Origin of the sequence: Streptomyces lasiicapitis (assembly GCF_014646335.1) — a bacterium.
GTDB lineage: Bacteria > Actinomycetota > Actinomycetes > Streptomycetales > Streptomycetaceae > Streptomyces > Streptomyces lasiicapitis.
In genome coordinates this window covers 243,697-266,890 of sequence record NZ_BMNG01000015.1, presented here as the reverse complement: position 1 = coordinate 266,890, position 23,194 = coordinate 243,697, and the positions used below count along the sequence as shown (strand labels likewise).

23 protein-coding genes are annotated in these 23,194 nt (G+C 70.9%); 12 read left to right on the top strand and 11 right to left on the bottom strand.

Going from position 1 to position 23,194, the window contains the following annotated elements; translation table 11 throughout:
• Nucleotides 1-53 precede the first annotated feature (53 nt).
• The 8 genes from IEY91_RS31555 to IEY91_RS31520 form a co-directional block, all read right to left on the bottom strand.
• Nucleotides 54-719, bottom strand: coding sequence for a GntR family transcriptional regulator (locus IEY91_RS31555; RefSeq protein ID WP_164327510.1), 666 nt, complete (start codon nt 717-719; stop codon nt 54-56).
• A 68-nt stretch (nt 720-787) separates the two neighbouring features.
• Complete coding sequence (locus tag IEY91_RS31550; protein ID WP_189176583.1) at nt 788-2,170, bottom strand: aldehyde dehydrogenase family protein; 1,383 nt, start codon at nt 2,168-2,170, stop codon at nt 788-790.
• A complete protein-coding gene (locus IEY91_RS31545) occupies nt 2,167-3,168 on the bottom strand; it encodes a proline racemase family protein (protein ID WP_189176582.1) in 1,002 nt (333 codons plus the stop codon). Before IEY91_RS31545 ends, IEY91_RS31550 begins: the two co-directional genes overlap by 4 nt.
• 44 nt (nt 3,169-3,212) lie before the next feature.
• A complete protein-coding gene (locus IEY91_RS31540) occupies nt 3,213-4,121 on the bottom strand; it encodes a dihydrodipicolinate synthase family protein (RefSeq protein ID WP_189176581.1) in 909 nt (302 codons plus the stop codon).
• Nucleotides 4,122-4,255: 134 nt separating this feature from the next.
• Nucleotides 4,256-5,740 (bottom strand): NAD(P)/FAD-dependent oxidoreductase, encoded by a 1,485-nt coding sequence (locus IEY91_RS31535; protein ID WP_229697340.1) that lies wholly within the window; start codon nt 5,738-5,740, stop codon nt 4,256-4,258.
• 64 nt (nt 5,741-5,804) lie between these two features.
• Nucleotides 5,805-6,119, bottom strand: a complete 315-nt coding sequence (locus IEY91_RS31530; protein WP_189176579.1) for a (2Fe-2S)-binding protein — start codon at nt 6,117-6,119, stop codon at nt 5,805-5,807.
• 91 nt (nt 6,120-6,210) lie between these two features.
• Nucleotides 6,211-7,365, bottom strand: a complete 1,155-nt coding sequence (locus IEY91_RS31525; protein ID WP_164327504.1) for an NAD(P)/FAD-dependent oxidoreductase — start codon at nt 7,363-7,365, stop codon at nt 6,211-6,213.
• A 57-nt stretch (nt 7,366-7,422) separates the two neighbouring features.
• Nucleotides 7,423-8,793, bottom strand: coding sequence for an aminopeptidase P family protein (locus IEY91_RS31520; RefSeq protein WP_164327503.1), 1,371 nt, complete (start codon nt 8,791-8,793; stop codon nt 7,423-7,425).
• Nucleotides 8,794-8,921: 128 nt separating this feature from the next.
• Between IEY91_RS31520 and IEY91_RS31515 the strand changes: the two genes are divergently transcribed.
• Genes IEY91_RS31515 through IEY91_RS31495 form a run of 5 tightly spaced genes read left to right on the top strand, consistent with a single transcriptional unit; the run spans nt 8,922 to nt 14,647 of the window.
• Entirely contained in the window at nt 8,922-10,667 is a 1,746-nt protein-coding gene (locus IEY91_RS31515; RefSeq protein WP_189176578.1) for an ABC transporter substrate-binding protein, read from the top strand.
• A gap of 14 nt (nt 10,668-10,681) precedes the next feature.
• On the top strand, nt 10,682-11,638 hold the full coding sequence (locus tag IEY91_RS31510; protein ID WP_164327501.1) for an ABC transporter permease: 957 nt from the start codon (nt 10,682-10,684) through the stop codon (nt 11,636-11,638).
• Entirely contained in the window at nt 11,635-12,621 is a 987-nt protein-coding gene (locus IEY91_RS31505; protein ID WP_189176577.1) for an ABC transporter permease, read from the top strand. The genes IEY91_RS31510 and IEY91_RS31505 overlap by 4 nt, the downstream gene beginning before the upstream one ends.
• The gene (locus IEY91_RS31500) at nt 12,621-13,670 is read left to right on the top strand and encodes an ABC transporter ATP-binding protein (protein ID WP_189176576.1); all 1,050 of its coding nucleotides are present in this window, start codon (nt 12,621-12,623) and stop codon (nt 13,668-13,670) included. Before IEY91_RS31505 ends, IEY91_RS31500 begins: the two co-directional genes overlap by 1 nt.
• The gene (locus IEY91_RS31495) at nt 13,667-14,647 is read left to right on the top strand and encodes an ABC transporter ATP-binding protein (protein ID WP_189176575.1); all 981 of its coding nucleotides are present in this window, start codon (nt 13,667-13,669) and stop codon (nt 14,645-14,647) included. Before IEY91_RS31500 ends, IEY91_RS31495 begins: the two co-directional genes overlap by 4 nt.
• A gap of 97 nt (nt 14,648-14,744) precedes the next feature.
• Here IEY91_RS31495 and IEY91_RS31490 read toward each other — a convergent pair whose 3' ends face one another.
• Nucleotides 14,745-15,947 carry a S8 family peptidase gene (locus IEY91_RS31490; protein WP_229697339.1) on the bottom strand — a complete coding sequence of 401 codons (1,203 nt, stop codon included), beginning with the start codon at nt 15,945-15,947 and terminating at the stop codon, nt 14,745-14,747.
• Nucleotides 15,948-16,301: 354 nt separating this feature from the next.
• Between IEY91_RS31490 and IEY91_RS31485 the strand changes: the two genes are divergently transcribed.
• The 4 genes from IEY91_RS31485 to IEY91_RS31470 all read left to right on the top strand — a co-directional run bounded on the left by IEY91_RS31485 (nt 16,302) and on the right by IEY91_RS31470 (nt 19,147).
• Nucleotides 16,302-16,949, top strand: a complete 648-nt coding sequence (locus IEY91_RS31485) for a DUF2867 domain-containing protein (protein ID WP_189176574.1) — start codon at nt 16,302-16,304, stop codon at nt 16,947-16,949.
• A complete protein-coding gene (locus IEY91_RS31480) occupies nt 16,946-17,425 on the top strand; it encodes a DUF3995 domain-containing protein (protein ID WP_229697338.1) in 480 nt (159 codons plus the stop codon). Before IEY91_RS31485 ends, IEY91_RS31480 begins: the two co-directional genes overlap by 4 nt.
• 301 nt (nt 17,426-17,726) lie before the next feature.
• Complete coding sequence (locus IEY91_RS31475; protein ID WP_189176573.1) at nt 17,727-18,494, top strand: MBL fold metallo-hydrolase; 768 nt, start codon at nt 17,727-17,729, stop codon at nt 18,492-18,494.
• A 179-nt stretch (nt 18,495-18,673) separates the two neighbouring features.
• A complete protein-coding gene (locus IEY91_RS31470; protein WP_189176572.1) occupies nt 18,674-19,147 on the top strand; it encodes an SGNH/GDSL hydrolase family protein in 474 nt (157 codons plus the stop codon).
• 64 nt (nt 19,148-19,211) lie between these two features.
• Here IEY91_RS31470 and IEY91_RS31465 read toward each other — a convergent pair whose 3' ends face one another.
• Nucleotides 19,212-19,961, bottom strand: a complete 750-nt coding sequence (locus IEY91_RS31465; protein ID WP_306309932.1) for an alpha/beta fold hydrolase — start codon at nt 19,959-19,961, stop codon at nt 19,212-19,214.
• Between the two features lie 346 nt (nt 19,962-20,307).
• On the opposite strand from IEY91_RS31465, the gene IEY91_RS31460 reads away from it, so the two are divergent.
• The gene (locus tag IEY91_RS31460; protein WP_189176571.1) at nt 20,308-21,078 is read left to right on the top strand and encodes a hypothetical protein; all 771 of its coding nucleotides are present in this window, start codon (nt 20,308-20,310) and stop codon (nt 21,076-21,078) included.
• A gap of 23 nt (nt 21,079-21,101) precedes the next feature.
• Here IEY91_RS31460 and IEY91_RS31455 read toward each other — a convergent pair whose 3' ends face one another.
• A complete protein-coding gene (locus IEY91_RS31455) occupies nt 21,102-21,680 on the bottom strand; it encodes a TetR/AcrR family transcriptional regulator (protein WP_189176570.1) in 579 nt (192 codons plus the stop codon).
• 92 nt (nt 21,681-21,772) lie between these two features.
• Here IEY91_RS31455 and IEY91_RS31450 point away from each other — a divergent pair, with 92 nt between their 5' ends.
• On the top strand, nt 21,773-22,219 hold the full coding sequence (locus IEY91_RS31450; protein ID WP_164327491.1) for an anthrone oxygenase family protein: 447 nt from the start codon (nt 21,773-21,775) through the stop codon (nt 22,217-22,219).
• 99 nt (nt 22,220-22,318) lie between these two features.
• Complete coding sequence (locus tag IEY91_RS31445) at nt 22,319-23,152, top strand: PIG-L family deacetylase (protein ID WP_189176569.1); 834 nt, start codon at nt 22,319-22,321, stop codon at nt 23,150-23,152.
• Nucleotides 23,153-23,194 lie beyond the last annotated feature (42 nt).

The following is a 23,194-nucleotide window of genomic DNA, read 5'->3' as shown; positions in this document are numbered from 1 at the left end:
CGCGCACAGCCCGGCTGTGCGCTCATACGGCTACGCACAGCCCGTGCGTGCGCTCACTCGGCCTTGGCCCACAGCGAGCGGACGTGCCCCAGGTGCCGGCGCATGCAGGCCTCGGCGCCCTCGGCGTCGCCCGCCAGCATCAGCTCGAGGAGCTCCAGGTGCTCCTCGGCGGACGGGATCAGGCGGTCCCGCTCGTCCAGTGCGCTCAGGCCGTACAGGCGGGTGCGCTTGCGCAGGTCGCCGACGGTCTCGACGAGCCGTTCGTTGCCGGACAGGGCGAGCAGCGAGAGGTGGAACTGCCGGTCGGCCTCGAGATAGCCGATCAGGTCGTGCTCGCGGGCGGCGCGCACGATCTCCTCGGCGGCCGGCCGCAGCGCCTCCAGGTCGTCGTGGGCCGCGGTGCGGGTGACCTGGCCGACCGTGGGGATCTCGATCAGGGCGCGGATCTCGGTGTACTGGTCGAGGTCCTTCTCGGTGACCTCGGTGACCCGGAACCCCTTGTTGCGGACGGGCTCGACCAGGCCCTCGCGGGTCAGGTCGAGCATCGCCTCGCGTACCGGGGTGGCGGAGACGCCGAAGTCCTCGGCGAGGCCGGGGGCGGAGTAGACCTGGCCCGGCCGCAGTTCGCCGGAGATCATGGCGGCCCGCAGGGCGTGGGCGACCTGGTCGCGCAGGCGCTCCCTGGCGGTGACGAGGGTGCGCTGCTTGAGGTGGCCCATGGTGTTCCCTTCGTGCCGCGAACTCGACCGTCGGCAGCCGTCGCCGGCGCCGCGGCCATCGTACAATGTCACATAGTTTTTGCTGGTGACAGGGTGTACGTGCGGCTGGAGGTGTAGAACTCCAGGGCGGCGCGGCCCTGTTCGCGCGGGCCGTGGCTGGAGGCCTTGGTGCCGCCGAAGGGCAGATGGAAGTCGACGCCGGTGGACGGGGCGTTGATCCGGATCATGCCGGTGTCCAGATCGTCGAGGCCGTGCAGGGCCGCGTCCAGGTCGGCGGTGTGCACCGAGGTGACCAGGCCGTACGGCACGGAGTTGGTGAGGCGGACGGCGTCGTCCAGGTCGTCGGCGGTGAGCAGGGCCGCGACGGGGCCGAAGACCTCCTCGCGCAGCAGGCGGTGGTCCGCGGGCACCTTCTCGGCCAGGGTGGGGGCCGCGTACCAGCCGGGGCCGTCGTGCGCGGTGCCCCCGGCGAGCAGCGAGAGTCCGGCCCAGGCGCCGCTGACCTGCTCGCGGGCCCGCTCGGAGATGAGCGGGCCGCACACCGTGGCGGGGTCGGCCGGGTCCGCGGCCGGGATGGCCCGGAGCGCCTCCGCGAGGGCTTCGCGCAGGGGGTCGGCGGCGGCGCCGACGGCGATCACCCGGCTGGTGGCGGTGCACTTCTGGCCCGCGAATCCGGCGATGGCGGCGGCCAGGTGGGCGGCGGCGCCCGCGATGTCGGCGTCCGGGAGGACGATCGCCGCGTTGAGACCGCCCATCTCCGCCTGCACCGGGATGCCGCGGGCGACAGCCGCACGGGCGACCGTCTGACCGGCCTCGGTCGAGCCGGTGAAGGAGACGGCGTCGGCGGCGGAGACGACGGCACCTCCCTCGGCGGCCCCGCCGGGCACCACCGTGAACACCCGCTCCGGCAAAGCCTGTTGGACGATCTCGGCGAGCCGCAGCGCGCAGGCCGTGGCCTCGGGCGCGGGCTTGAGGACGACCGCGTTGCCCGCCGCGAGCGCCGGGGCGGCCTTCCAGCTCGGGATGGCGAAGGGGAAGTTCCAGGGCGTGATCAGGCCCGCGACCCCGTGCGGGCGGCGGCGGGTCAGAAGCAGCCCGGCCCCGGCGGCCGTCTCGTGGACGGCGCCGGCGGGCTCGTAGGGCGCCTGGGCGTAGTACCGCCAGATCGCGGCGGTCCGCGCCACCTCGGCGCGGGCTTCGGCGAGCGGCTTGCCGACCTCCCGTACGGCGAGCGCGGCCAGTTCGTCCGCGGCGCTCTCGATGGCGGCGGCGATCGAGCCGAGGGCCGCCGAGCGGGCGGCCGCGCCGCCGCGCAGCCAGCCGGGCTGTGCGGCGCGGGCCCGCTCGACGGCGTCGGCGGCACCGAAGGCGCCGGCCGCCTGCACCTGCGCGACGATCTCGGTGGGGTCGGCCGGGTTGCGGGAGACAACCAGGGGCGGGGTGGCGGTCACAGGAGGAAGCCTCCGGGGAAGGGGTCGTCCGGGTCGAGGAAGTACTGGGCGGTGCCGGTGATCCAGGCGCGTCCGGTGATGGCCGGGACGACGGCCGGAAGGCCGCCGACCTCCGTCTCGGCGACGAGGCGGCCGGTGAACCGGGTGCCGATGAAGGACTCGTTCACGAAGTCCTGGTCCAGCGGCAGTTGGCCGCGGGCGTGCAGCTGCGCCATCCGGGCGGACGTGCCGGTGCCGCACGGGGAGCGGTCGAACCAGCCCGGGTGGATGGCCATGGCGTGCCGGGAGTGCGCGGCGTCGGAGCCGGGGGCCGCCAGGTAGACGTGCTTCACGCCGCCGATCTCGGGGCTTTCCGGATGCACGGGCCGGTCGGTGGCGTTGATGGTGTCCATGAGGGCGAGCCCGGCGGCCAGCAGATCGTCCTTGCGGGCGCGGTCGAACGGCAGCCCCAGCGCGTCGAGTTCGACGAAGGCGTAGAAGTTGCCGCCGAAGGCGAGGTCGTAGGTCATCGTTCCGAAGCCGGGGACCTCGGCCTTGCGGTCGAGACCGGCGCAGAACGCGGGCACGTTGGTGAATGTGACCGAGGTGGCCGCGCCGTCCTGTACGGCGACGTCGACGGAGACGAGGCCCGCCGGGGTGTCGAGCCGGACCGTGGTGACGGGTTCGACGACGGGCACCATGCCGGTCTCGACCAGGACGGTGGCCACCCCGATGGTGCCGTGGCCGCACATGGGGAGCAGGCCGGACACCTCGATGTACAGGACGCCGTAGTCGGCGTCCGGGCGGGTGGGCGGCTGCAGGATCGCGCCGCTCATCGCGGAGTGGCCGCGCGGCTCGTACATCAGGAGCGTGCGGAGGTGGTCCATGTGCTCGATGAAGTGCAGGCGGCGTTCGGCCATGGTGGCGCCGGGGATCACTCCGACGCCACCGGTGATCACGCGGGTGGGCATGCCTTCGGTGTGCGAGTCCACCGCGTGGAAGACATGGCGTGTGCGCACGGGGGTCCTTTCGACGGTCGGGCGGTGAGGTGATACGAGGGCGGTCAGCGGTGGCCGTTGGCGACGGCCTTCTCGGTCGCGGTGCGCACCCCGGCCTCCATCTCACCGGTGAGGGCGGTGCGGGGCGGCCGGACCGGCCCGCCGCGGCGCCCGACGATGTCCATGGAGAGCTTGATCGACTGGACGAACTCGGTCTTGGAGTCCCAGCGGAGCAGCGAGTGCAGCGACTTGTAGAGGGGCAGCGCCGTCTCCAGGTCGCCGGAGACGGCGGAGTGGTAGAGCCGGGCGCAGGCGGCGGGGAAGGCGTTCGGGTAACCGGCGATCCAGCCGACGGCCCCGGCCACCGCGAGCTCCAGGAGCACGTCGTCGGCGCCGATCAACAGATCCAGTTCCGGGGCGAGTTCGGCGATCTGGTAGGCGCGCCGGACGTCGCCGGTGAACTCCTTGACGGCGACGATGTCCCCGTCGGCGTGGATCTCGGCGAGCAGCTCCGGGGTCAGGTCGACCTTGGTGTCGATGGGGTTGTTGTACGCCACGACGGGTACGCCGGCCGCGGCCACCTCGGCGTAGTGCGCCCGTACGGACGCCTCGTCGGCGCGGTAGGTGTTCGGGGGCAGCAGGAGGACGGAGCCGCAGCCCGCCTCGCCCGCGCGCTCGGCCCAGCGGCGCGCCTCGGCGCTGCCGTACGCGGCGACACCGGGCATCACCCGGGCCGGATCGCCCGCGGCCTCGACCGCGGTGCGCACCACTTGAGAACGCTCCTCGTCGGTGAGGGTCTGATACTCGCCGAGCGAGCCGTTGGGAACGACGCCGTCGCACCCGTTGTCGATGAGCCAGCGGACGTGCTCGGCGTACGCGTCGTAGTCGACGGAGAGGTCGTCGCGAAGGGGAAGCGCGGTGGCGACCATGATGCCGCGCCAGGGACGGGTGGTGTTCCAGGTGGTGGCGGTCATGTGACTGAGCCCTTCTGTGGTGTGTGACATTTTATAGAGGGGTGGGCGCCCGGGGAAGAGGGCGTGGGATGGAGATCGGCGGATGTGTGGCTGTGAGTGGGGGGTGGGCGCGTGCCGTTTGTGGAGGTGTGCCGTCAGCGGTCGGGGCCGGCGGGCTTCTCGGGCGGTTCCTGTGACACGGGCGACCCGACCGGTTCCACCGGTTCAACCGGCTCCCCCGGTTCGAGCCCGGCGAGCGTACCGAGCGGCACGGGCACGGCGAACGGCCGCCGCTCGGCGGGCGGTTCCACCTCGCCGTCCGCCCCCGCCGCGAGGCAGGCCACGGCCGCGCCGCACATCCGGCCCTGGCACCAGCCCATGCCCGCGCGGGTGAGGAGCTTGACGGTCCGCGCGTCGCGCGCCCCGAGATCGGCGACCGCCTCACGGATGGTCCCTGCGGTCACCTCCTCGCAGCGGCATACGTCGGTGTCCTCGGCCAGCCACTCGGGCCAGCCGGGGCCGGGCGCGTGCGCCTGGGCCATGGCGTCCGCGAAGGAACGCATGCGGTCGCGTCGGCGGCGCAGCCGCGCCACGTGCGCGGACTGGATCGACGGCGTCCGCCTGCCCAGCCGGGCGGCGACCGCGTACGCCGCCAATTCACCCTCGGTCCGGGCCAGTTGGGCGCCGCCGACCCCGCCGGTCTCGCCCGCCGCCCACACGCCGGGCACCGAGGTCTCCTGGAGCCGGTCGAGGACGAGGGCGCTGGCGCCGTCGGCGGTGGCACGGGTGGCGCAGCCGAGGCCCACGGCGAGGTCGATCTGGGGGGCGAGGCCGTGGCCGACGGCCAGCGCGTCGCACGCGATGCGGCGGCCTGTTCCCGGAACGGGCCGCCACTCGGCGTCGAGCCGGGAGACGGTGACCGCCTCCACCCGCTCGTCGCCGTGGACTTCGGTGACCGCGCTGCGGGTGCGCAGCGGCACGCGGTGGCGCAGCAGCGCCGAGCCGTGCACCACCGCTTCGAGCAGCTTGTGCGGGTTGGTGGCGAGGGCGCGCCCGTGGCGGGCGTACCGCAGATAGCCGGTCGCCTCCACCACGGCGGGAATCCGCGCCCCCGCGGCGGCGAGCGAGGAGGCGACGGCGAGCAGCAGCGGCCCGCTGCCCGCGACGACGACGCGTCTGCCGGGCAGCACGAGGCCCGACTTGAGCATCGCCTGGGCGCCGCCCGCGCCCACGACGCCCGGCAACGTCCAGCCGGGGAAGGGCAGTTGACGTTCATAGGCGCCGGTCGCGATAAGGATCGCCCGGGCCCGTACGCACACCGGCCGCTCCCCCGCCCCGTCGGCGCCGGTCACAGCGTGCACCGCCCACAGGTCGTCGCCCTGCCGGGCCACCGTCCACACGTGGTGTCCGGCGAGGTGGGTGATACCGCTCGTCGCCCGCTGGCGCGTGCGCAGGCCGGCGAAGGCGGCCCAGTCGTGGTGCAGGGCCTCGGGGCGGACGGCGCCGAGCACCGGTTCGGGTGTGCGGTAGAACTGGCCGCCGACCTGGGTCGAACTGTCCACGAGGGCGACGGACAGGCCGAGTTCGGCGGCGGTGACGGCGCCCGCGAGACCGGCGGAGCCCGCGCCGATCACCGCCACGTCGTACGGCTCGTGCGATGCGTACGGCCCATGGAGTTCATGCGACCCACGGGGTTCACGCGGTTCAGACTCCGAGAGCGCCACGGCCGTGCCCCTCCTGGGTGGTGACGGTGTCGCCCGGCCGGGCCGGGACCAGGCAGGCCCGGCGGTTGGGCTCGCTGTTGATGGTGGCGAGGCAGTCGTAGCACTGGCCGATGCCGCAGAACGCCCCTCGCGGCCGGCCGCCGACCCGTGTGGTGCGCCAGGCGACGATGCCCGCGCCCCAGAGCGCGGCGGCGACGGACTGCCCGGGCAGGGCGGTCACGGTGCGGCCGTCCATCGTGATCTCGAACGGCGGACCTGGCTGCGCGCCGACCAGTTCGGCGGGGGTACGGGCCACGGCGGGCCTCCTCTCGTGAGAGACGTGAGAGACGTGACAGACATGGTGGGCGTGACGGGCATGACACGCGGGACGGGAGTAGCGCAGGGGCTCAGCCGCCGGAGGCGAAGCGCTCCGGCCTGAACGGCCCGACGTCGAGCGGCGGTTCCCGCCCCGCGAGCGCCTGCGCGACGATCAGCCCGGTGGCCGGCGCGAGCCCGATGCCCGCGCCCTCGTGGCCGCAGGCATGCAGCAGTCCGGGCACGCGCGGGTCGGCGCCGATGGCGGGCAGGTGGTCCGGCAGATAGGGGCGGAACCCCGGGTAGGTCCGCATGACGCGCACCCCGGCCAGGACCGGGAACAGGGCCGTGGCCTGGGCCGCGAGGCGGCGCAGTACCTCCACCGACAGCGTCCGGTCGAAGCCGACCCGCTCCCGGCTCGCGCCGATCAGGACCGGTCCCGCCGGGGTGCCCTCGACCACCGCCGAGGTCTGCAACGCGGCGGAGCCGCTGGCGACATCGGCGACGTAGTCCGCCGCGTACACCTTGCGGCGCACCACGCGCGGCAGTGGCTCGGTGACCAGGACGAAGCCGCGGCGGGGCAGGACGGGCAGTTCCACGCCCGCGAGGCGGGCGACCTCGCCGCCCCAGGTTCCGGCGGCGTTGACCACGTACGGAGCGTGGACGGGACCGGAGTTCGTGCGCACCCCCTGGATCTCGCCGGATCCGCCTGTGAGCAGTCCGGTGACTTCCTCGCCGAGCCGCAGCCGCACCCGGGCGCCGGCCGCGCGCAGCAGGTGCGCGGCGGCTAGCGCGGGCATGACCTGGGCGTCCTGGGGGTAGTGGACGCCCCCTGCAAGGCCGGGGGCCAGGTGCGGCTCCAGGTCGTGCAGGCGGTCCGCCGGGATCTCCTCCGCCGTGACGCCCGCCTTGTGCTGGGCGGCGGCGAAGTCCCGCAGGGCGGCCGTGCCTTCCTCGTGGGAGGCGACGACCAGTCCGCCCTTCGCCTCGTACTCGATCTCGGGCGGGAGTTCCTCGGCGAGGTCCTGCCACAGCCGGGTGGACAGCAGGGCGAGGTCGAGTTCGGGGCCCGGCTCCTTGTCGGAGACGAGCAGGTTGCCCTCACCGGCCCCCGTGGTGCCGCCGGCCACCGGGCCGCGGTCGAGGACGGTGACACGCAGGCCGGACCGGGCGGCGTAGTAGGCGCAGGCCGCGCCGACCACGCCGGCGCCGATGACGATGACGTCCGCGGAATCTCTCGTGAGCACGACAGTAATATTTCACATTGCACTCGCGCTGCCAAGGGTCCCGCGGGAATCGCGCCCTCAGCCTTCGATCAGCCGCCCCATCCACTCCTCGATGCCGTCCGGCGTCCGCGGCAGCGCGCCCGACATCAGTCGCGCCCCGTCCGCCGTGATGACGAGGTCGTCCTCGATGCGTACGCCGATGCCGCGCAGCGCGGCGGGCAGCGTCTCGTCGTCCGGCTGGAGGTAGAGCCCGGGTTCGACGGTGAGCACCTGCCCCTCCTCCAGGACTCCGTCCAGATACATCTCCGCGCGGGCCTGCGCGCAGTCGTGGAGGTCCAGGCCGAGCATGTGCCCGCTGCTGCACAGCGTGTAGCGGCGGTGGAGGTCGCCCTCGGCGCTACTCAACACGCCCCATTCGGTGAGGCCTTCGGCGATGACCCGCATGCACGCCCGGTGGAAGTCGCGGAAGCTCGCGCCCGGTTTGAGGGCGGCGATGCCCGCTTCCTGTGCGGCCAGGACGAGTTCGTACACCTGCCGCTGGACGGAGGTGAAGCGGCCGGAGAGCGGCAGGGTGCGGGTGATGTCCGCCGTGTAGAGGGTGTCGGTCTCGACGCCCGCGTCGAGCAGCAGCAACTCCTGGGCGTTCAGGGGGCCGTCGTTGCGGATCCAGTGCAGGACGCAGGCGTGCGCGCCGGACGCGGCGATCGTGTCGTAGCCGGTGCCGTTGCCCTCGGCGCGGGCGCGCAGCCCGAAGACTCCCTCGATCCAGCGCTCGCCGCGGGGGTGGGCGAGGGCGCGCGGCAGCGCTCGTACGACGTCCTCGAAGCCCGCCGTGGTGTGGTCGACGGCCAGTTGCAGCTGTGCCACCTCCCAGCTGTCCTTGATCAGGCGCAACTCGCTGAGCGCTGCGGCGAGTTCGGGGTCCGTCGCCGCGTCCCGGCCCGGCGGGAGCTCTTCGGCGTCGTCCAGACGGACACAGCGGATGCCGGTCATCCGCTCGGCCTCGTCGAGGTCGGGGCGCCGGCCCACCCAGAACTCGCCGTAGCGGCGGTCCCGGTAGAACTCCTCGCCGACGCGCGGGGAGCGCGGGCGCACGTGGAGCACCGCCTCGTGCCGGTGCGGCCCGTCCGGCTCCAGGACCAGCACGTGGCCCGCCTGCTCCTCACCGGTCAGGCCGGTCAGCCACGCGTAGCCGGAGTGCGGGCGGAAGCGGTAGTCGCAGTCGTTGGAGCGGACCTTGAGTTCACCGGCCGCGACGACGAGGCGCTCCCCGGGGAAGCGGGCGGAGAGCCGGGCGCGGCGGGCCGGGGTGAGGTCGGCGGCCGGGAGCCGGATGTCGTCGGGCAGCGGGGTCGCGGCCCAGTTCGCGGACATGAAGGACGCCAGCTCGGGCGAGATCGACAGATCGTGGCTGACGGTGCGGACAGTGGTGGCTACGGGCTTGTCCATCGGGCCCCCCTCGGGCACAGGTGTGTAAAGAAGTGAGCAGGATCTTGCCAGTACCATTTCACATTACTATGTTACCGGTCACATTCCAGCCCCTCTCGGCTGTCCGACTGTTCACGGAGTGACCCCTGATGAACAAGCGCACCAACACCGTCCTCGCCATCGCCGTGGCGGCGGCCCTCACTCTCGGCGCGACCGGCTGCTCCGGCAACAAGCGGTCCACCGGCGGCAAGAACGGCAAGAACCCGGCAACCGCCAACGTCGGCGCGGTGATCGGGGGCACCCCGAAGAAGGGCGGCACCCTCACGGTCCTGTCCCACCAGGACTTCACCCACCTCGACCCGGCCCGCAACTGGACCATGAGCGACATGGAGTTCGGCACCCGGCTGCTCTACCGCACCCTGGTGACGTACAAGGCGGCTCCCGGAGCCGAGGGCGGCGACCTGGTCCCCGACCTCGCCACCGACCTCGGCACCCCGTCCGACGGCGCCAGGACCTGGACCTTCCACCTCAAGAAGGGCGTCAAGTACGAGGACGGGACCCCGGTGCGGGCCCAGGACGTCAAGTACAACGTGGAGCGGTCCTTCTCCCCGGACCTGTACGGCGGCGCCGACTACGCGGCCCGCTACCTAAAGGGCGCCGAGGGCTACAAGGGCCCGGCCAACGGCGAGCACCTCGACTCCATCAAGACGCCCGACGACCACACGATCGTCTTCGAACTGCGCAAGCCCTTCGCCGAGTTCGCCAACGCCACGGTGATGCCCACCTTCGCGCCGGTGCCCAAGAGCAAGGACACCGGCCCCAAGTACGACAGCCGCCCGTTCTCCTCAGGGCCGTACAAGATCGACACGTACCAGCGCAACAAGAAGCTGATCCTGGTCCGCAACCCCCACTGGGACCCCAGGACCGACGCCGTCCGCAAGGCCTACCCGGACAAGCTGGTCATGACCATGGGGCTCAGGCCCAACCAGGTCGACGACCGCATGATCGCGAGCCAGGGCGCGGACTCCTCCGCCGTCCCGTGGTACGCGCTGCGGCCCGAGAGCGGGGTCAAGGTGCTGCCCAAGGCCGACGTGCGCAAGCGGCTGCTCGCCGAGTCGACCAACTGCACCGACATGGTGCAGATGCACACCGGACGCGCCCCCTTCAACGACGTGAAGGTCCGTCAGGCAGTGCAGTACGCCCTCGACAAGGAGGTCGTCGTCAACTCCTCCGGCGGGCCCGCCTTCAACGAGGCCTCCTCGGCCTACATGCCCGCCACCCTCTTCGACGGCAAGCAGCCCGACACCCTGAAGATCCCCGCGACCGGCGACGTGGACAAGGCCAAGGAACTGCTGAAGCAGGCGGGCAAGCCGGGCGGCTTCACCACGAAGATGACGGTCTCCAACGGCGACAAGGGGCGGGCCGAGGCGATCCAGCAGGCGCTCGGCAAGGCCGGCATCAAGGTCACCATCGAGACGGTCGACCCGGCCGCGTTCTACACCACCATCGGCGACACGACCAACCGCACCGACATGGTCTACACCGGCTGGTGCCCCGACTACCCGTCCGGATCCACCTTCCTGCCGTTCGTCTTCGACGGCCGCCACATCAAGGAGAAGGGCAACACCGGCAACCACTCGCTCTTCCGCGACAAGGCGACCAACAAGCGGATGGACGAGATCGCCAACATGACCGACCCGGTGAAGGCCGGCCGGGCCTGGCAGCAGTTGGACGGCACGATCCTCGCCAAGGCCCCCGCCGTCCCCGTCCTGGTGCGCCGCTGGCCGCTTGTGGTGGGCACGAACATCGCGGGCGCGTACGGGCAGACCTCCTTCGGCGGACAGCTCGACTACGCCTCGGTCGGCCTCAAGGACCCCTCCAAGAGCGAGGGTTGAGGAGCACCCGCACCATGGCCACCACATCCCTGACCACTGAAGCCGCCGCTGAGGCCGCCACCGCGGCCCCGCCCGGCAGCGGCCCCTGGCGGCTCGCAGGCCGGGAGCTGCGCCGGCGCACCTCCGTCAAGATCTCCCTCGTCGTGATCGCGCTCTTCGCGGTCATGGCGGTGGCCGCCCCGCTGCTGAGCAGCCTGGGCGGCTGGTCGCCCGAGGAGTTCGACAAGAGCGCCGTCGACCCCTACGTGGGCGGGCAGCCGATCGGCCCGCTCGGCGGGATCTCCGCCGAGCACTGGCTCGGCGTCGAACCCGTCACCGGCCGCGACCTGTTCGCCCGCGTCGTGCACGGCGCGCAGGTCTCCCTGCTCATCGCCGTCGCCGCCACCGCGATCGTCGTCATCACCGGCACGGCCGCCGGAATCGCCGCCGGTTACTTCGGCGGCCGCACCGACGCGGTCCTGTCCCGCCTGATGGACCTCACCATGTCCTTCCCGTCGCTCATCTTCATGATCGCGATGATGTCGGTGGCGCGGGACGTCAACCGGATCGTGCTGATGATCGCGGTGATCGGCCTGTTCGGCTGGCCCGGCATCGCCCGCGTGGTGCGCGGCCAGACGCTCTCGCTGCGCCATCGCGAGTACGTCGACGCGGCGCGCGTGGGCGGCTCAGGACCCTGGCGGATCCTCACCCGCGACATCCTCCCCGGCGTCGCCGGGCCCGTCATCGCGTACACCACCCTGATCATCCCCGGGATGATCGCCACCGAGGCGGCGCTGAGCTATCTGGGCGTCGGCGTCCGCCCGCCCACTCCCTCCTGGGGCCAGATGATCGCCGAGAGCGTCAACTTCTACGACACCGACCCCATGTACTTCGTCATCCCGAGCACCTGCCTCTTCCTCACCGTGCTCGCGTTCACCCTGCTCGGCGACGCACTGCGGGACGTCCTCGATCCGAGGGGAAGCCGCACATGATCCTCTACATCGGGCGCCGCCTGCTCGGCGTGATCGGCGTGCTGATCGCCATCGCCGCCGTCACCTTCACCATCTTCTACGTCCTTCCCTCCGACCCGGCGGCCGCGGCCTGCGGCAAGTCGTGCAGCACCGAGCGGCTTGCGGCGATCCGCGAGCACATGGGGCTCGACGAGCCGCTGTGGCGCCAGTTCATGGACTTCGTCACCGGGATCTTCACCGGCCGCACCCTGGGCACGGGCCAGTACGAACTGCACTGCGACTTCCCGTGCCTGGGCTACTCCTACGAGAACAGCGAGTCCGTCTGGGACCTGCTGATGGACCGCCTCCCGGTCTCCGCCTCGCTGGCGCTCGGCGCCGCCGTCCTGTGGCTGGCCCTCGGCCTGTCCGCGGGCGTCGCCGCTGCCCTGCGCAAGGACACCCTCACCGACAAGGTGCTGATGGTCGGCGCCGTCGCCGCCGCCTCGCTGCCGGTCTACTTCACGTCCATGATGCTCATCTACGGGCTGATCCGCACGGCAGGACTGCTGCCCTACCCGAGCTATGTGCCGTTCGGCGACAACCCGGCGGACTGGGCGTCGAACCTGCTGCTTCCCTGGGTGGCGCTTGCCATTCTGTACGCGGCCATGTACGCGCGGCAGAGCCGCAGTTCGATGATCGAGACGATGGCGGAGCCGTACATCCGCACCGCCCGCGCCAAGGGCCTGCCGCGCCGCACCGTCGTCGTCAAGCACGGCCTTCGCGCCGGGATGACCCCGATCCTGACCATCTTCGGCATGGACCTCGGCGGTCTCCTCGCCGGTGCGGTCATCACCGAGTCCATCTTCGGACTCCCCGGCATCGGACGGCTCTTCTACGGCGCGCTGTCCAGCGGCGACCAGCCGGTGATCCTCGGCGTCACGCTCCTTGCCGCCACCTTCATCGTCGTCGCCAACCTGGCCGTCGACCTGCTGTACGCCGTCGTCGACCCGCGAGTGAGGTACTGATGGCCGACCGTGTGAAGACCGGTCCCGTGCCGGCCGGCCCCGTGGAGCGGGACTCCGCGCCCCTGCTGTCCGTGACGGACCTGAACGTCACCTTCCCCACCCAGCGCGGCCCCGTCCGGGCCGTGGACTCCCTCGGCTTCGAGGTGCGCCGCGGGCAGACCCTCGGCATCGTCGGTGAGTCCGGCTCCGGCAAGTCCGTCACGTCGATGGCGGTGATGGGCCTGCACACGCAGGCCGAGATCACCGGCTCCGTACGGCTCGGCGGGCAGGAACTCGTCGGCCTGCCGGAGCGCGAGATGAACCGGCTGCGTGGCCGGAAGATGGCCATGATCTTCCAGGACCCGCTCTCCAGCCTGCACCCGTACTACACCGTGGGCGAGCAGATCGCCGAACACCACCGGGTGCACCTGCGCTCCGGCCGCAAGGCCGCCCGCGAGCGGGCCATCGAGGCCCTCGCCGAGGTGGGCATCCCCGAGCCGCGCCGCCGCTCCGGCGAGTACCCGCACCAGTTCTCCGGCGGCATGCGCCAGCGCGTGATGATCGCCATGGCGCTCGCCTGCGAGCCGGAACTGCTCATCGCCGACGAGCCGACCACCGCGCTCGACGTCACCGTCCAGGCGCAGATCCTGGAGCTGATCGCCGCGCTCCAGCAGGACCGGGGCCTGGCCGTCGTCATGATCACGCACGACCTCGGGGTGGTCGCCCGCATCGCACACGACGTACTGGTGATGTACGGCGGCCGGGCGGCCGAACAGGCCCCGGTGGACCCGCTGTTCGCCGACCCCTCCCATCCATACACCCGGGGCCTGCTCGACTCCCTCCCCCGCCTGGACGACCCCGACGACGAGCCACTGCGGGCCATCCCCGGCAGCCCTCCGTCCCTGCTCACCCCCGCCCCCGGCTGCGCCTTCGCGCCCCGCTGCCCGCGCCTCGCGACGGCCACCGGCCATGAGCGGTCCCGCTGCGAGAGCGAACGTCCGTCGTTCGGCGGACCCGCCGACCACCCTGTCGCCTGCCACCTCCCCGCGTACGAAGGCGTCGCCTCATGACCACATCCGCTGAACCGCTGCTCTCCATACGTGACTTGACGATGGCCTTCCCCGGCAAGCGGGCGCGCTCGGCGCCGGTCCGGGCCGTCGACGGCATCAGCTTCGACGTCGCGGCCGGGGAGACGCTGGGCCTGGTCGGCGAGTCCGGCTGCGGCAAGTCGACCACGGGCCGCCTCATCGTCCGGCTCATCGAACCCACCACCGGCTCGATCACCTACGCCGGGCGCGACATCAGCCATCTGTCCCAGCGCACGCTCAAACCGCTGCGCAAGGACCTGCAGATGGTCTTCCAGGACCCGCACTCCTCCCTCAACCCGCGCCAGACGGTGGCCCGGATCATCTCCGACCCCCTTCTGGTGCAGGGCAGTTCGGCGGCACAGGCCCGCAAGCGCGCGGTGGAGCTGATGGACCTGGTCGGGCTGATCCCCGAGCACATCGACCGCTATCCGCACGAGTTCTCCGGCGGCCAGGCCCAGCGCATCGGCATCGCCCGCTCACTGGCGACAAGCCCCCGCCTGGTGGTGGCCGACGAACCGGTCTCCGCCCTCGACGTCTCCGTACAGGCCCAGATCGTCAACCTCATGGAACGGCTCCAGCAAGAGCTCGGTCTCGCCTACCTCTTCATCGCCCACGACCTGTCCGTGGTCAAGCGGGTCTGCGACCGGGTGGCCGTCATGTACCTGGGCCGCATCGTGGAAATCGGCGACAAGGAACGGGTGTACGCCGCCCCGGCCCACCCCTACACCCGCGCCCTGCTGTCCGCCGTACCGCTGCCCGACCCCGCGGCCGAGCGCACCCGCGAACGCATCACCCTCCTCGGCGACCCCCCGAGCCCGGCCGCTCCCCCACCCGGCTGCACCTTCCATCCCCGCTGCCCCAAGGCCCAGCCCATCTGCCGCTCCGAGGCCCCACTCCTACGGATCACCACCCCGGGCGAGGCCCAGGAGACGGCCTGCCACTTCCCCGAAGGAGCGTGAACGAGCAGGTGCCCTGGACCCCTTGGGGTCCAGGGCACCTGCACGACCCCCGGCAGGGGCTGAGGATTCCTGCCGGGGGCCGCTGTGCCGGTTCGGGCTACTTGACTTGGAGCAGTCTGTTCGGCGAACCCGTGCCGATGCCCGACAGCTTGTTCTTTGCCGAGCGGTCGGTGAGCCACTTGGCGACCTTCGCGGGCTTGGCCGTGCGGTGGTCGGCGAGGTAGAGCGCCGCCGCCCCGGCGACGTGCGGCGCCGCCATCGACGTACCGGAGTGCGTCGCCGTGGCCGTGTTGCTCGTGTTGGACGCGGACGTGATCGACACGCCCGGGGCGAACAGGTCCAGGCGCGAGCCGTAGTTGGAGAACGAGGGACGCTTGTCGCGCCGGTCGGACGCCCCGACCGTCAGGGCCTCCTTGACGCGGGCGGGCGAGGAGTTCGTCGCGGGCTCGCTCTCGTTGCCCGCCGCCACCGCGTACGTGACGCCGGACGCGATGGACTTGCGCACCGCCGTGTCCAGCGGAGCGAAGGCCGGACTGCCCAGGCTCATGTTGGCGACGGCGGGCTTGCGCGCGTTCCTGGTCACCCAGTCGACGCCCGCGATGATCCCGGCGAGGTAGCCACCGCCCTCCTCGTCGAGCACGCGCACGGCCACGATCTTCGCCTTCTTGGCGACGCCGTACTTCGTGCCCGCGACGGACCCGGCCACGTGCGTGCCGTGTCCGTGGGCGTCCTGGGCGACGGAATCGTTCTCGATGAAGTCCCAGCCGGAACGGGCCCGTCCGCCGAAGTCCTTGTGCGAGGTGCGCACGCCGGTGTCGAGGACGTAGACGGTGGCGCCCGAGCCCTGCGACCGCGGCGAGGTGTACGACTTGTCGAGCGGCAGGCTCTTCTGATCGATGCGGTCCAGGCCCCACGACGGCGGGTTCGGCTGCCGCGCCGCGGCCCGCGCCCCCAGGTCCACGTGGATCTTGCGGTCCGCGACGACATTGGCGACCGACGGGTCGGCCGCGAGCCGGCGCGCCTCGTCGGCGGTGGCCCGCACGGCATAGCCGTTGAGCGCCGCGCTGTACGTGTACTTGATGCGCGCGTCGTACTTCTCGGCCACGTTCTTACCCACGCCGGACGTGGACTTCGTGCCCGGCTCGAGCGTGACTATGTACGTTCCTGTGTCACTGCGGTCCCCGCCCCCGGAGCCCGGTGCGGCGTGCGAAGCCGGAGTCACGGCGGCCAGCAGGCCCACCGTGGCGACGGCCGCGACGACCCCCGCGCGACGCCGTCCTCTGATGTGTTGCATTTCCATGTACTGCGTTCCCTCCCCTGGAAACGACTGGTGATGGCCGGTGTCCACCGGTGAGTCCACCAGTGACGCCGCCCTGTACGCGCTGCGCATGAGCAGGCGTGCTGGGAAGCGTCTCGTGTACGGGCGAACAGCCACAAGCCGGAAGGAGGGGCGGAATCGGTCATTTCGCCAGTCATGTGGCTGGTTTCCACCCAACCCGAGCTCAGGCTGGCCGAAGCCGCACTGGTGAGCGACGAACTGTACAACGACAGCGCTTCGTAGCTGCGCACCGGCAACACCCTGCACGCCAAGGAGGCCGGCCTGCCCACCGGGCCGCCACGCACCCAACCCTTGCGAGTCTTCTCCGGAGGAGCATTGCAGCAGCAGGAGTGGCTCATCATCGACGCCAGTACGGGACTTGGGCGCACCTTCACCCAGGCCGCCGACGGCCTCAGCGTCGACATCACGCCCGTCCGGGAGCAGCACAAGCCGTGTACGGCCGTCACGGACAACGCCTCGGCCCACACGGCCAACGCGCTCAAGGGCCGCCGCCGTCAACTGGCGAAGATCGGAGCCGAACTGCTCCACCTGTCGCCACACAGCCCGGAGTTGAACGACATCGAGCGGGTCTGGCGGCAGGCGAAGTACGAGGATCGGCAAACAACTTCACCCAAGCCGCCCAGCAGGGCCCGCGATGTGCCCCACCTCACTTGCACGCCGGATATACGCAACCGTACATTCGCCCTAGCCTCCTATTGTACGCAAGCGTATAACGGGGACGGCAGACAGCGTCCCGAGACAGGAAGGGCGGCAGCAGCCATGAAACTTCCCCGCACCACCGGCGATCACGAACTGCGCATGGCGGTCCTGGTCAAGCCCAACGGCCGGTTCGGACAGCTGCACATGGCCTTCATCGCACCGTTGCGCCACCTGATCGTCCATCCGGCGCCGACCCGCCAGTGGGAGCGCGCGTGGCGCGACCGCGCGCTTCTGCTCCCCGAGGGCACCAGCCCTCAATCATGATCCCCGCGAGCGAAGGCAGGCAGATGGTCAGGACCGTGGTTCCCGCAACACTGGCGACCGCCCTAGGAGGAATCGGCTGCCTTCACTTCGTCTGGATATTCACCCCCTGGCCACTGCCGGACGTGGAGACGTTCTACAGGGTCATCGGCGGCGTGGAGAGCAACGAGACACCGTCCGCCGTGCCCACCGCACTGGTGGGCACGGCGCTCGTCGGCGGCGCCGTACTCACTCTCATGGTCAACGAGAACATCCCCGGGATCGGCCCGGAGTGGCTGCGCCGCTTCGGCATCTACGGCCTGTCCGGCGTCATGTTCCTGCGCGGCCTGGGCGGTTACTCCATGAACTCGGGCGCCACCAGCGAGTTCCAGACGTGGAACTCCGCCCTGTACTCGCCGCTGTGCATCGGGCTCGGCCTCCTCGCCGGGACCGTCGGGCTGGCCGCGACCCGGCGCGCCCGCCGCCCCCCTCCCCCGTAGCGCGTGATCGACACCCCCTCGCGCTGCTTGCGTAGCCAGTCGCGCAGCGCGGGGACGGTCCAGGTGATTCCTTCCTCCGCGGAAGCGTCCAGCAGCTCGGCCGGCGCGGCGCGATCCAGTAGCCGGACGCTCCAGGCGTTGCCGGGTATAGCGCGTCAAGTCCCGCCGCGCCAGCAGTACATGCAGGTCACGGCACTGATCAGCAGTCAGCTCGACGCGGAGGACCTTCGGCATGGTGCCCTCCCACAGGACACCTGCCCAAGCCGCAACCAACGTCACCAGGTCCGCTTAGACTCCCCGGATGACCAGCGATCTCCGTCTCACCGTTCTGGGTAGCGCGACGCCCTACCCGAGCGTGGACAATCCGTGCTCCGGCTACCTGGTGTCCAACGGCGACACTCGGGTGTGGGTGGATGCGGGCACCGGAACGCTGGCGGAGCTGCAACGGCACGTCCGGTTGGACGAACTGGACGCGATCTGGATCTCGCACCTGCACGCTGATCACAGCGCGGACCTGCTGACCGCCTACTACGGCGCGCTCTTCGCGGACATGCGCCTCGCCGCGCCAATTCCCTTGTACGGACCGCAGGGCATCGCTGACCGGCTGGCTCATTTCCTCACCAACACGTCGAGCCGCAGCCCGATCGAATCGGCCTTCGACGTTCATGAACTGCACGACGGGCATCAAGTGCGCGTCGGAGCACTCACGCTGACCAGCCGGGCGGTGGCGCACGGCATCCCGGCCTTCGCCCTGCGCATCGAGGCCGCGGACAGGTCGTTGGTCTATTCCGGGGACACGGCGCCATGCGCCGCCCTCACAAGTCTGGCCGAGGGGTGCGACCTACTGCTGTGCGAGGCCGACAGCGCACAGCCGCCGACCGAGGGCGAACAGGTCCACCACACACCCGAAGACGCCGGCGACACGGCCGACGCGGCACGCGCAGGCCGGTTGATCGTCACGCATGTGGGCCGCTCCCTCACACCACAGCAGGCAGTGACCCGTGCCTCGACCCGGTTCGACGGCCCCGTCGACTATGCCGCCCCAGGTGCTACTTTCTCGATTGGTTGAGCCGCCCCGGTGCTTTGACCAGGGGTGAACGGGCGTCGGAGCCGTAGTTGTCGGCGTCGTATCGGGGTTGTCGATCTGATGTCGGTGGGGCCTGGCACCTTTCGAGAGGTCCTGCCGCGGGCGCCCGTCCGACTGCGGGTTTCCGCTGTCCTCTCCTCAGCCGAGCTCAAGGAGCGCACATGACGATCGCTGTCCGACCGGGAAGCACCGTGATGTTCACCGGCGATTCGATCACCGACTGCCAGCGGCTGGAGAGCGAGGACGGCCTCGGGTTCGGCTACCCGCTGCGAGTCGCGGGCGAGTGGGGGCTCCGGCACCCGGACCGCCCCGTGACCTGGCTGAACACCGGAGTTGGCGGCCGCAAGGTGATGGACCTCGAAGCCCGCTGGCAGACAGACGTACTCGACGTACGCCCGGACGTGGTGTCGATCCTCGTCGGGGTCAACGACATGGGCTGGCACACGCTGGACCCCAAGATCCAGACCGTGCGCAAGCTCGCCCGCAAGTACGACGCGCATCTGCTCGACGCCGACGACATGTTCGCCACACTCACTGCGACGACCGGGCCGGAGCACTGGGCCGCGGACGGCGTACACCCGACGCCCGCCGGTCACGCCGCACTCGCAGCGGCCTGGCTACGCCTGATCGCGTGACCGGGCCTCAACCGTCACACCAGGCCTGTGACCTACGGCTTCAAGTTGGCAGCAGCTCCCCGTGTCAGCGCGGCCCGGGGAGGAAAGCAGTGACCGCATCGGCGAAGTCGGCTGGAACGTCGTGGTGCACGACGTGACCGGCGGGCAGCTCGACACGGCGGATGCGGCCGGCCCGGCGGGTGGCCATGTCTTTGGCGTGACCGACCGCCAGTTCGTCGCTGTGGGTTCCGTGGACCAGCAGCGTGGGGCAGGTCACCGATATCCAGTCGTCCCAGTGATCACCGCAGAGTGCCTTCTGGGACGCCACGGTGTCAGCGATGCCGAAGGAGAACCCCCAGCCTTGATCCGTCTCACGGAAGGAACACTCCAGATAGGGCGCCGCCGCGCCCAGGGCCGCGACCAGCGCCTCCCGTGACGGCGCGACGCCGGGAAGACGTGTGGTGAACGACCAGTCGCAGTCCACGACCGCCCCGATGTCCTCGACGATCAGCGCACTGACCTTGTCCGCGTGCCGGGCCGCGAACTGGTAGGCGTTCACCCCGCCCAGCGAATGGCCCAGCACCGCCACCGGGCCGACTTCCAGGTGCCGGTGAAAGGCGGCCACATCGGCCACGTACTCGTCCCGCTCATAGCTGTGAGCACGGTCGGACTCCCCATGCCCACGCTGATCGAGCGCGATCACTCTCCACTGTGGAGCCAGCGCCGCAGCCAACGGAGCAAACGTCAACGCTTCGTTGTAGTGCCCGTGCAGGGCAAGGAGCGGCCTACCGGGACCCCCGAAGTCGACGTACGACAGTCTCCGACCACCCACCATGAAGAATCTACGCATGGTGCGGATAGTAGGAGACGGCACTGACATTTCTGGGTTGACCAGCACCCGACCGCAGCTCCCCGCGTCGAGCAGCGCAAATACCCCAACTCCCGCAGGGTTGCTCCGGAATTGGGCGGACCCGGCCCTTGAATGCGCCCGAGCTGTCGCGAGCATGACGATAATGGCGGGACTGGGACGGCGTGGGGGGGACTGGCATGGACGCACGTGATCAGGCGGCGATGGCTACGCAAGCTCTGTCCGCCGCGGCGTCAGGGGCGACGCCGCGTTCGCCGGGCGGCTCGCGGTGCTCCTCCACGCGTCCTCACAGCAGCACACCGGCAGCCCGGTCATGACCGGCGACAAGGTGACGCGCAACCAGATCCCGCTCGGCCCGCTGACCATCAACAACACCCGTGCCGGGCGGCTGTCCCTGGCTGTGGGCGTCACCCTGGTGGTGTTGGTGGGCGCGCTTGCCGTCTATGGAGGTGTGCGGCTGTTCGACGACACCGACGACTCTCCGCGCACGGCACCGCCAGGACCCGGCACGACGCGCTCCGAGGACCGCTCCCCTGTTCTTCCGCCCACGACCGAGACGGTCCGCAAGATCCTTCCGAAGCGAAGCAGCATGGATGCCCAGGAGTACCCCTGGGCCGGGAAACCCGAAGTCAGGGCGTCGGCGGCCGGCATCCACATCTGCCGGGCAGCACCGGTCTGTGAGGAGAGTGCCACCGCGGTTGGCGTGGCGGACTTCGGCCGGGGTGAGGACAAGGGGCAGAACAGGGCCGAGTTCGTCGTCATGGCCTTCCCGGACGCCGCCGTCGCCCACCGGGCGTACGTCGACATCGTGCAGGACATCGACGAAGTCGACCCCGATCACATCAAGGTGGAGCTTGAGCGCAGGGGCGAGGAGAGCCAGGGCTTCGACCAGGACGGCACGGACACCAAGAGCAACCCGAAAGAACTGCTCATCAACCGCTCCCTGATTTTCCGTCAAGGCGCCTTCATCGGCATAGCGCACCAGATGGACGATCCGACCGAGCAGCGGAGCACACGTATCCACAGCCTGTCCGCGATCCTTGCCGACCGCATCGCGAAGGCCAACACCGCCCATACCCGCTAGCGGCCGCCCGCCCGGACGCCACGTCAGACCACAGCAAGCCGGTCCACCAGCAGCTCCACCCTCCGCTCGGCGTCCCCCGGCGGCAGCCGTCCCGACCGGGTCAGGGTCGCGAGGCCGTGCAGGGCCGCCCAGAACACCTCGGTGAACAGCCCCGGGTGGACGCCGTCCCCGGCAACCTCGCTGAGGCTCTCCAGCAGGGCGGCGAAGGCGTCCTTCAGGGGCTCCGGGGTGTCCTCCTGCGCGAACGCAAGCCCGCCGTCGAGCTGGAACATGGCGTCGTAGACCGCCGGGTTGCGGTCAGCGAAGTCGAGGTAGGCGCGGGCGAGGGCGGTGACCCGGGCGCGCGGGCCGTCCGCGGCGGAGGCCGCGGCCCGCACCGCCGCGGCCATCTCCGCGGCGCCCCCGAGGGCGACGGCGCCGATGATCTCGCGCTTGCCGCGGAAGTGGCTGTAGAGAACGGGCTGGCTGTACTCGATGCGCTCGGCGAGCCGACGGGTGGTGACCGCGTCCCAGCCCTGCTGCTCGGCGAGTTCGCGGGCCGTCGCCACGATGAGGCGCTCGCGCTCCGCCCGTTCGCGCTGCTTGCGTTCCTGTACCGACATGATTCGAATCCTAGCACCGCTAGACAATCGAGCGGCAGCAGTACTAGCGTTGCCTCATCAGCTAGCGGCGCTAGATTTCTGGAAGGGGCATCATGCTCAACGCACTTGAGGTCTTCACCACCGTGGTCGTCGGCCTGATGGTGGGGGTGGAGTTCTCCGTCGCCTTCGTCATCAACCGGATCCTCAACGCCCTCCCGGAGGACAGCGGCCAACTCGGCCGCGCCCACGGGGGCCGGATGCTCGGCGCCGTGATGCCGGTCTGGTACATCGGCTCGCTCGTCCTCGTCGCGGTCTGGGCCATCGCCGGATGGGATCAGCAGGGCACGGGCCTCGTCGTCACCGCGGGCGCCCTGCTTATCGTCAGCGTGATCATGTCGGTTCTGCTGCTCGTCCCGATCAACAACCGGGGCAAGACGTGGACCCCCGAGAACCGGCCCGCCGACTGGAAGGAGCAGATGAACCGCTGGGACCGTTACCACTACGTCCGCGTCGCCGTCATCATCGCCGCCTTCGCCCTGCTGGCCGCGGCCCTCGCCTGAGCCCGCGGGCGGGTGGGCGGGCGCACCGGGAACAGCCGGTCCCACCGGCACCGTTGCATCGAGCGAGACCTATACCTATTTCCGCAGGAGGACTGTTTCATGACTGACCGGCCCTTGACGCTCATGGCAGTGCACGCCCACCCCGACGACGAGGCCACCGGAACCGGAGGGGTCCTGGCGCAGTACGCGGCGGAGGGCATCCGCACGGTTCTCGTGACGTGTACCGACGGCGGTTGCGGTGACGGACCGGGGGGCGCCAAGCCGGGCGATCCCGGGCACGATCCGGCGGCCATCGCCTTGATGCGCCGCCAGGAACTCCAGGAGAGCTGTGACGTCCTGAAGGTCAGCGACCTGGAGACGCTGGACTACGCCGACTCCGGGATGATCGGCTGGCCGAGCAACGACGCCCCCGGGTCCTTCTGGCAGACCCCCGTGGAGGAAGGCGCCGCCCGACTCGCGGAGCTCATGCGGCACTACCGGCCCGATGTGGTCGTCACCTATGACGAGAACGGCTTCTACGGCCACCCCGACCACATCCAGGCCCACCGCATCACGATGGCGGCGCTGGAGATGACCGCGCTGACACCGAAGGTGTACTGGACGACGATGCCCCGCTCGATGATGCAGCGGTTCGGGGAGATCATGCGCGAGTTCCACGAGGACATGCCGGAGCCGGATCCCGCCGAGGCCGCCGCGCTCGCCGAGATCGGGCTCCCCGACGACGAGATCAGCACGTGGGTCGACACCACCGCGTTCAGCGGCCAGAAGTTCGACGCGCTGGCCGCGCACGCCAGTCAGGGCGAGAACATCTTCTTCCTCAAGATGGGCAAGGAGAGGTTCGGCGAACTGATGGGCATGGAGACCTTCGTACGCGTCCAGGACACCACCGGCGCACCCGTACCCGAGAACGACCTCTTCGCCGGACTGCGCTGATCCACCCGCCCGACCGGGACCCGGGCAAGCTCGTCGGCGCAC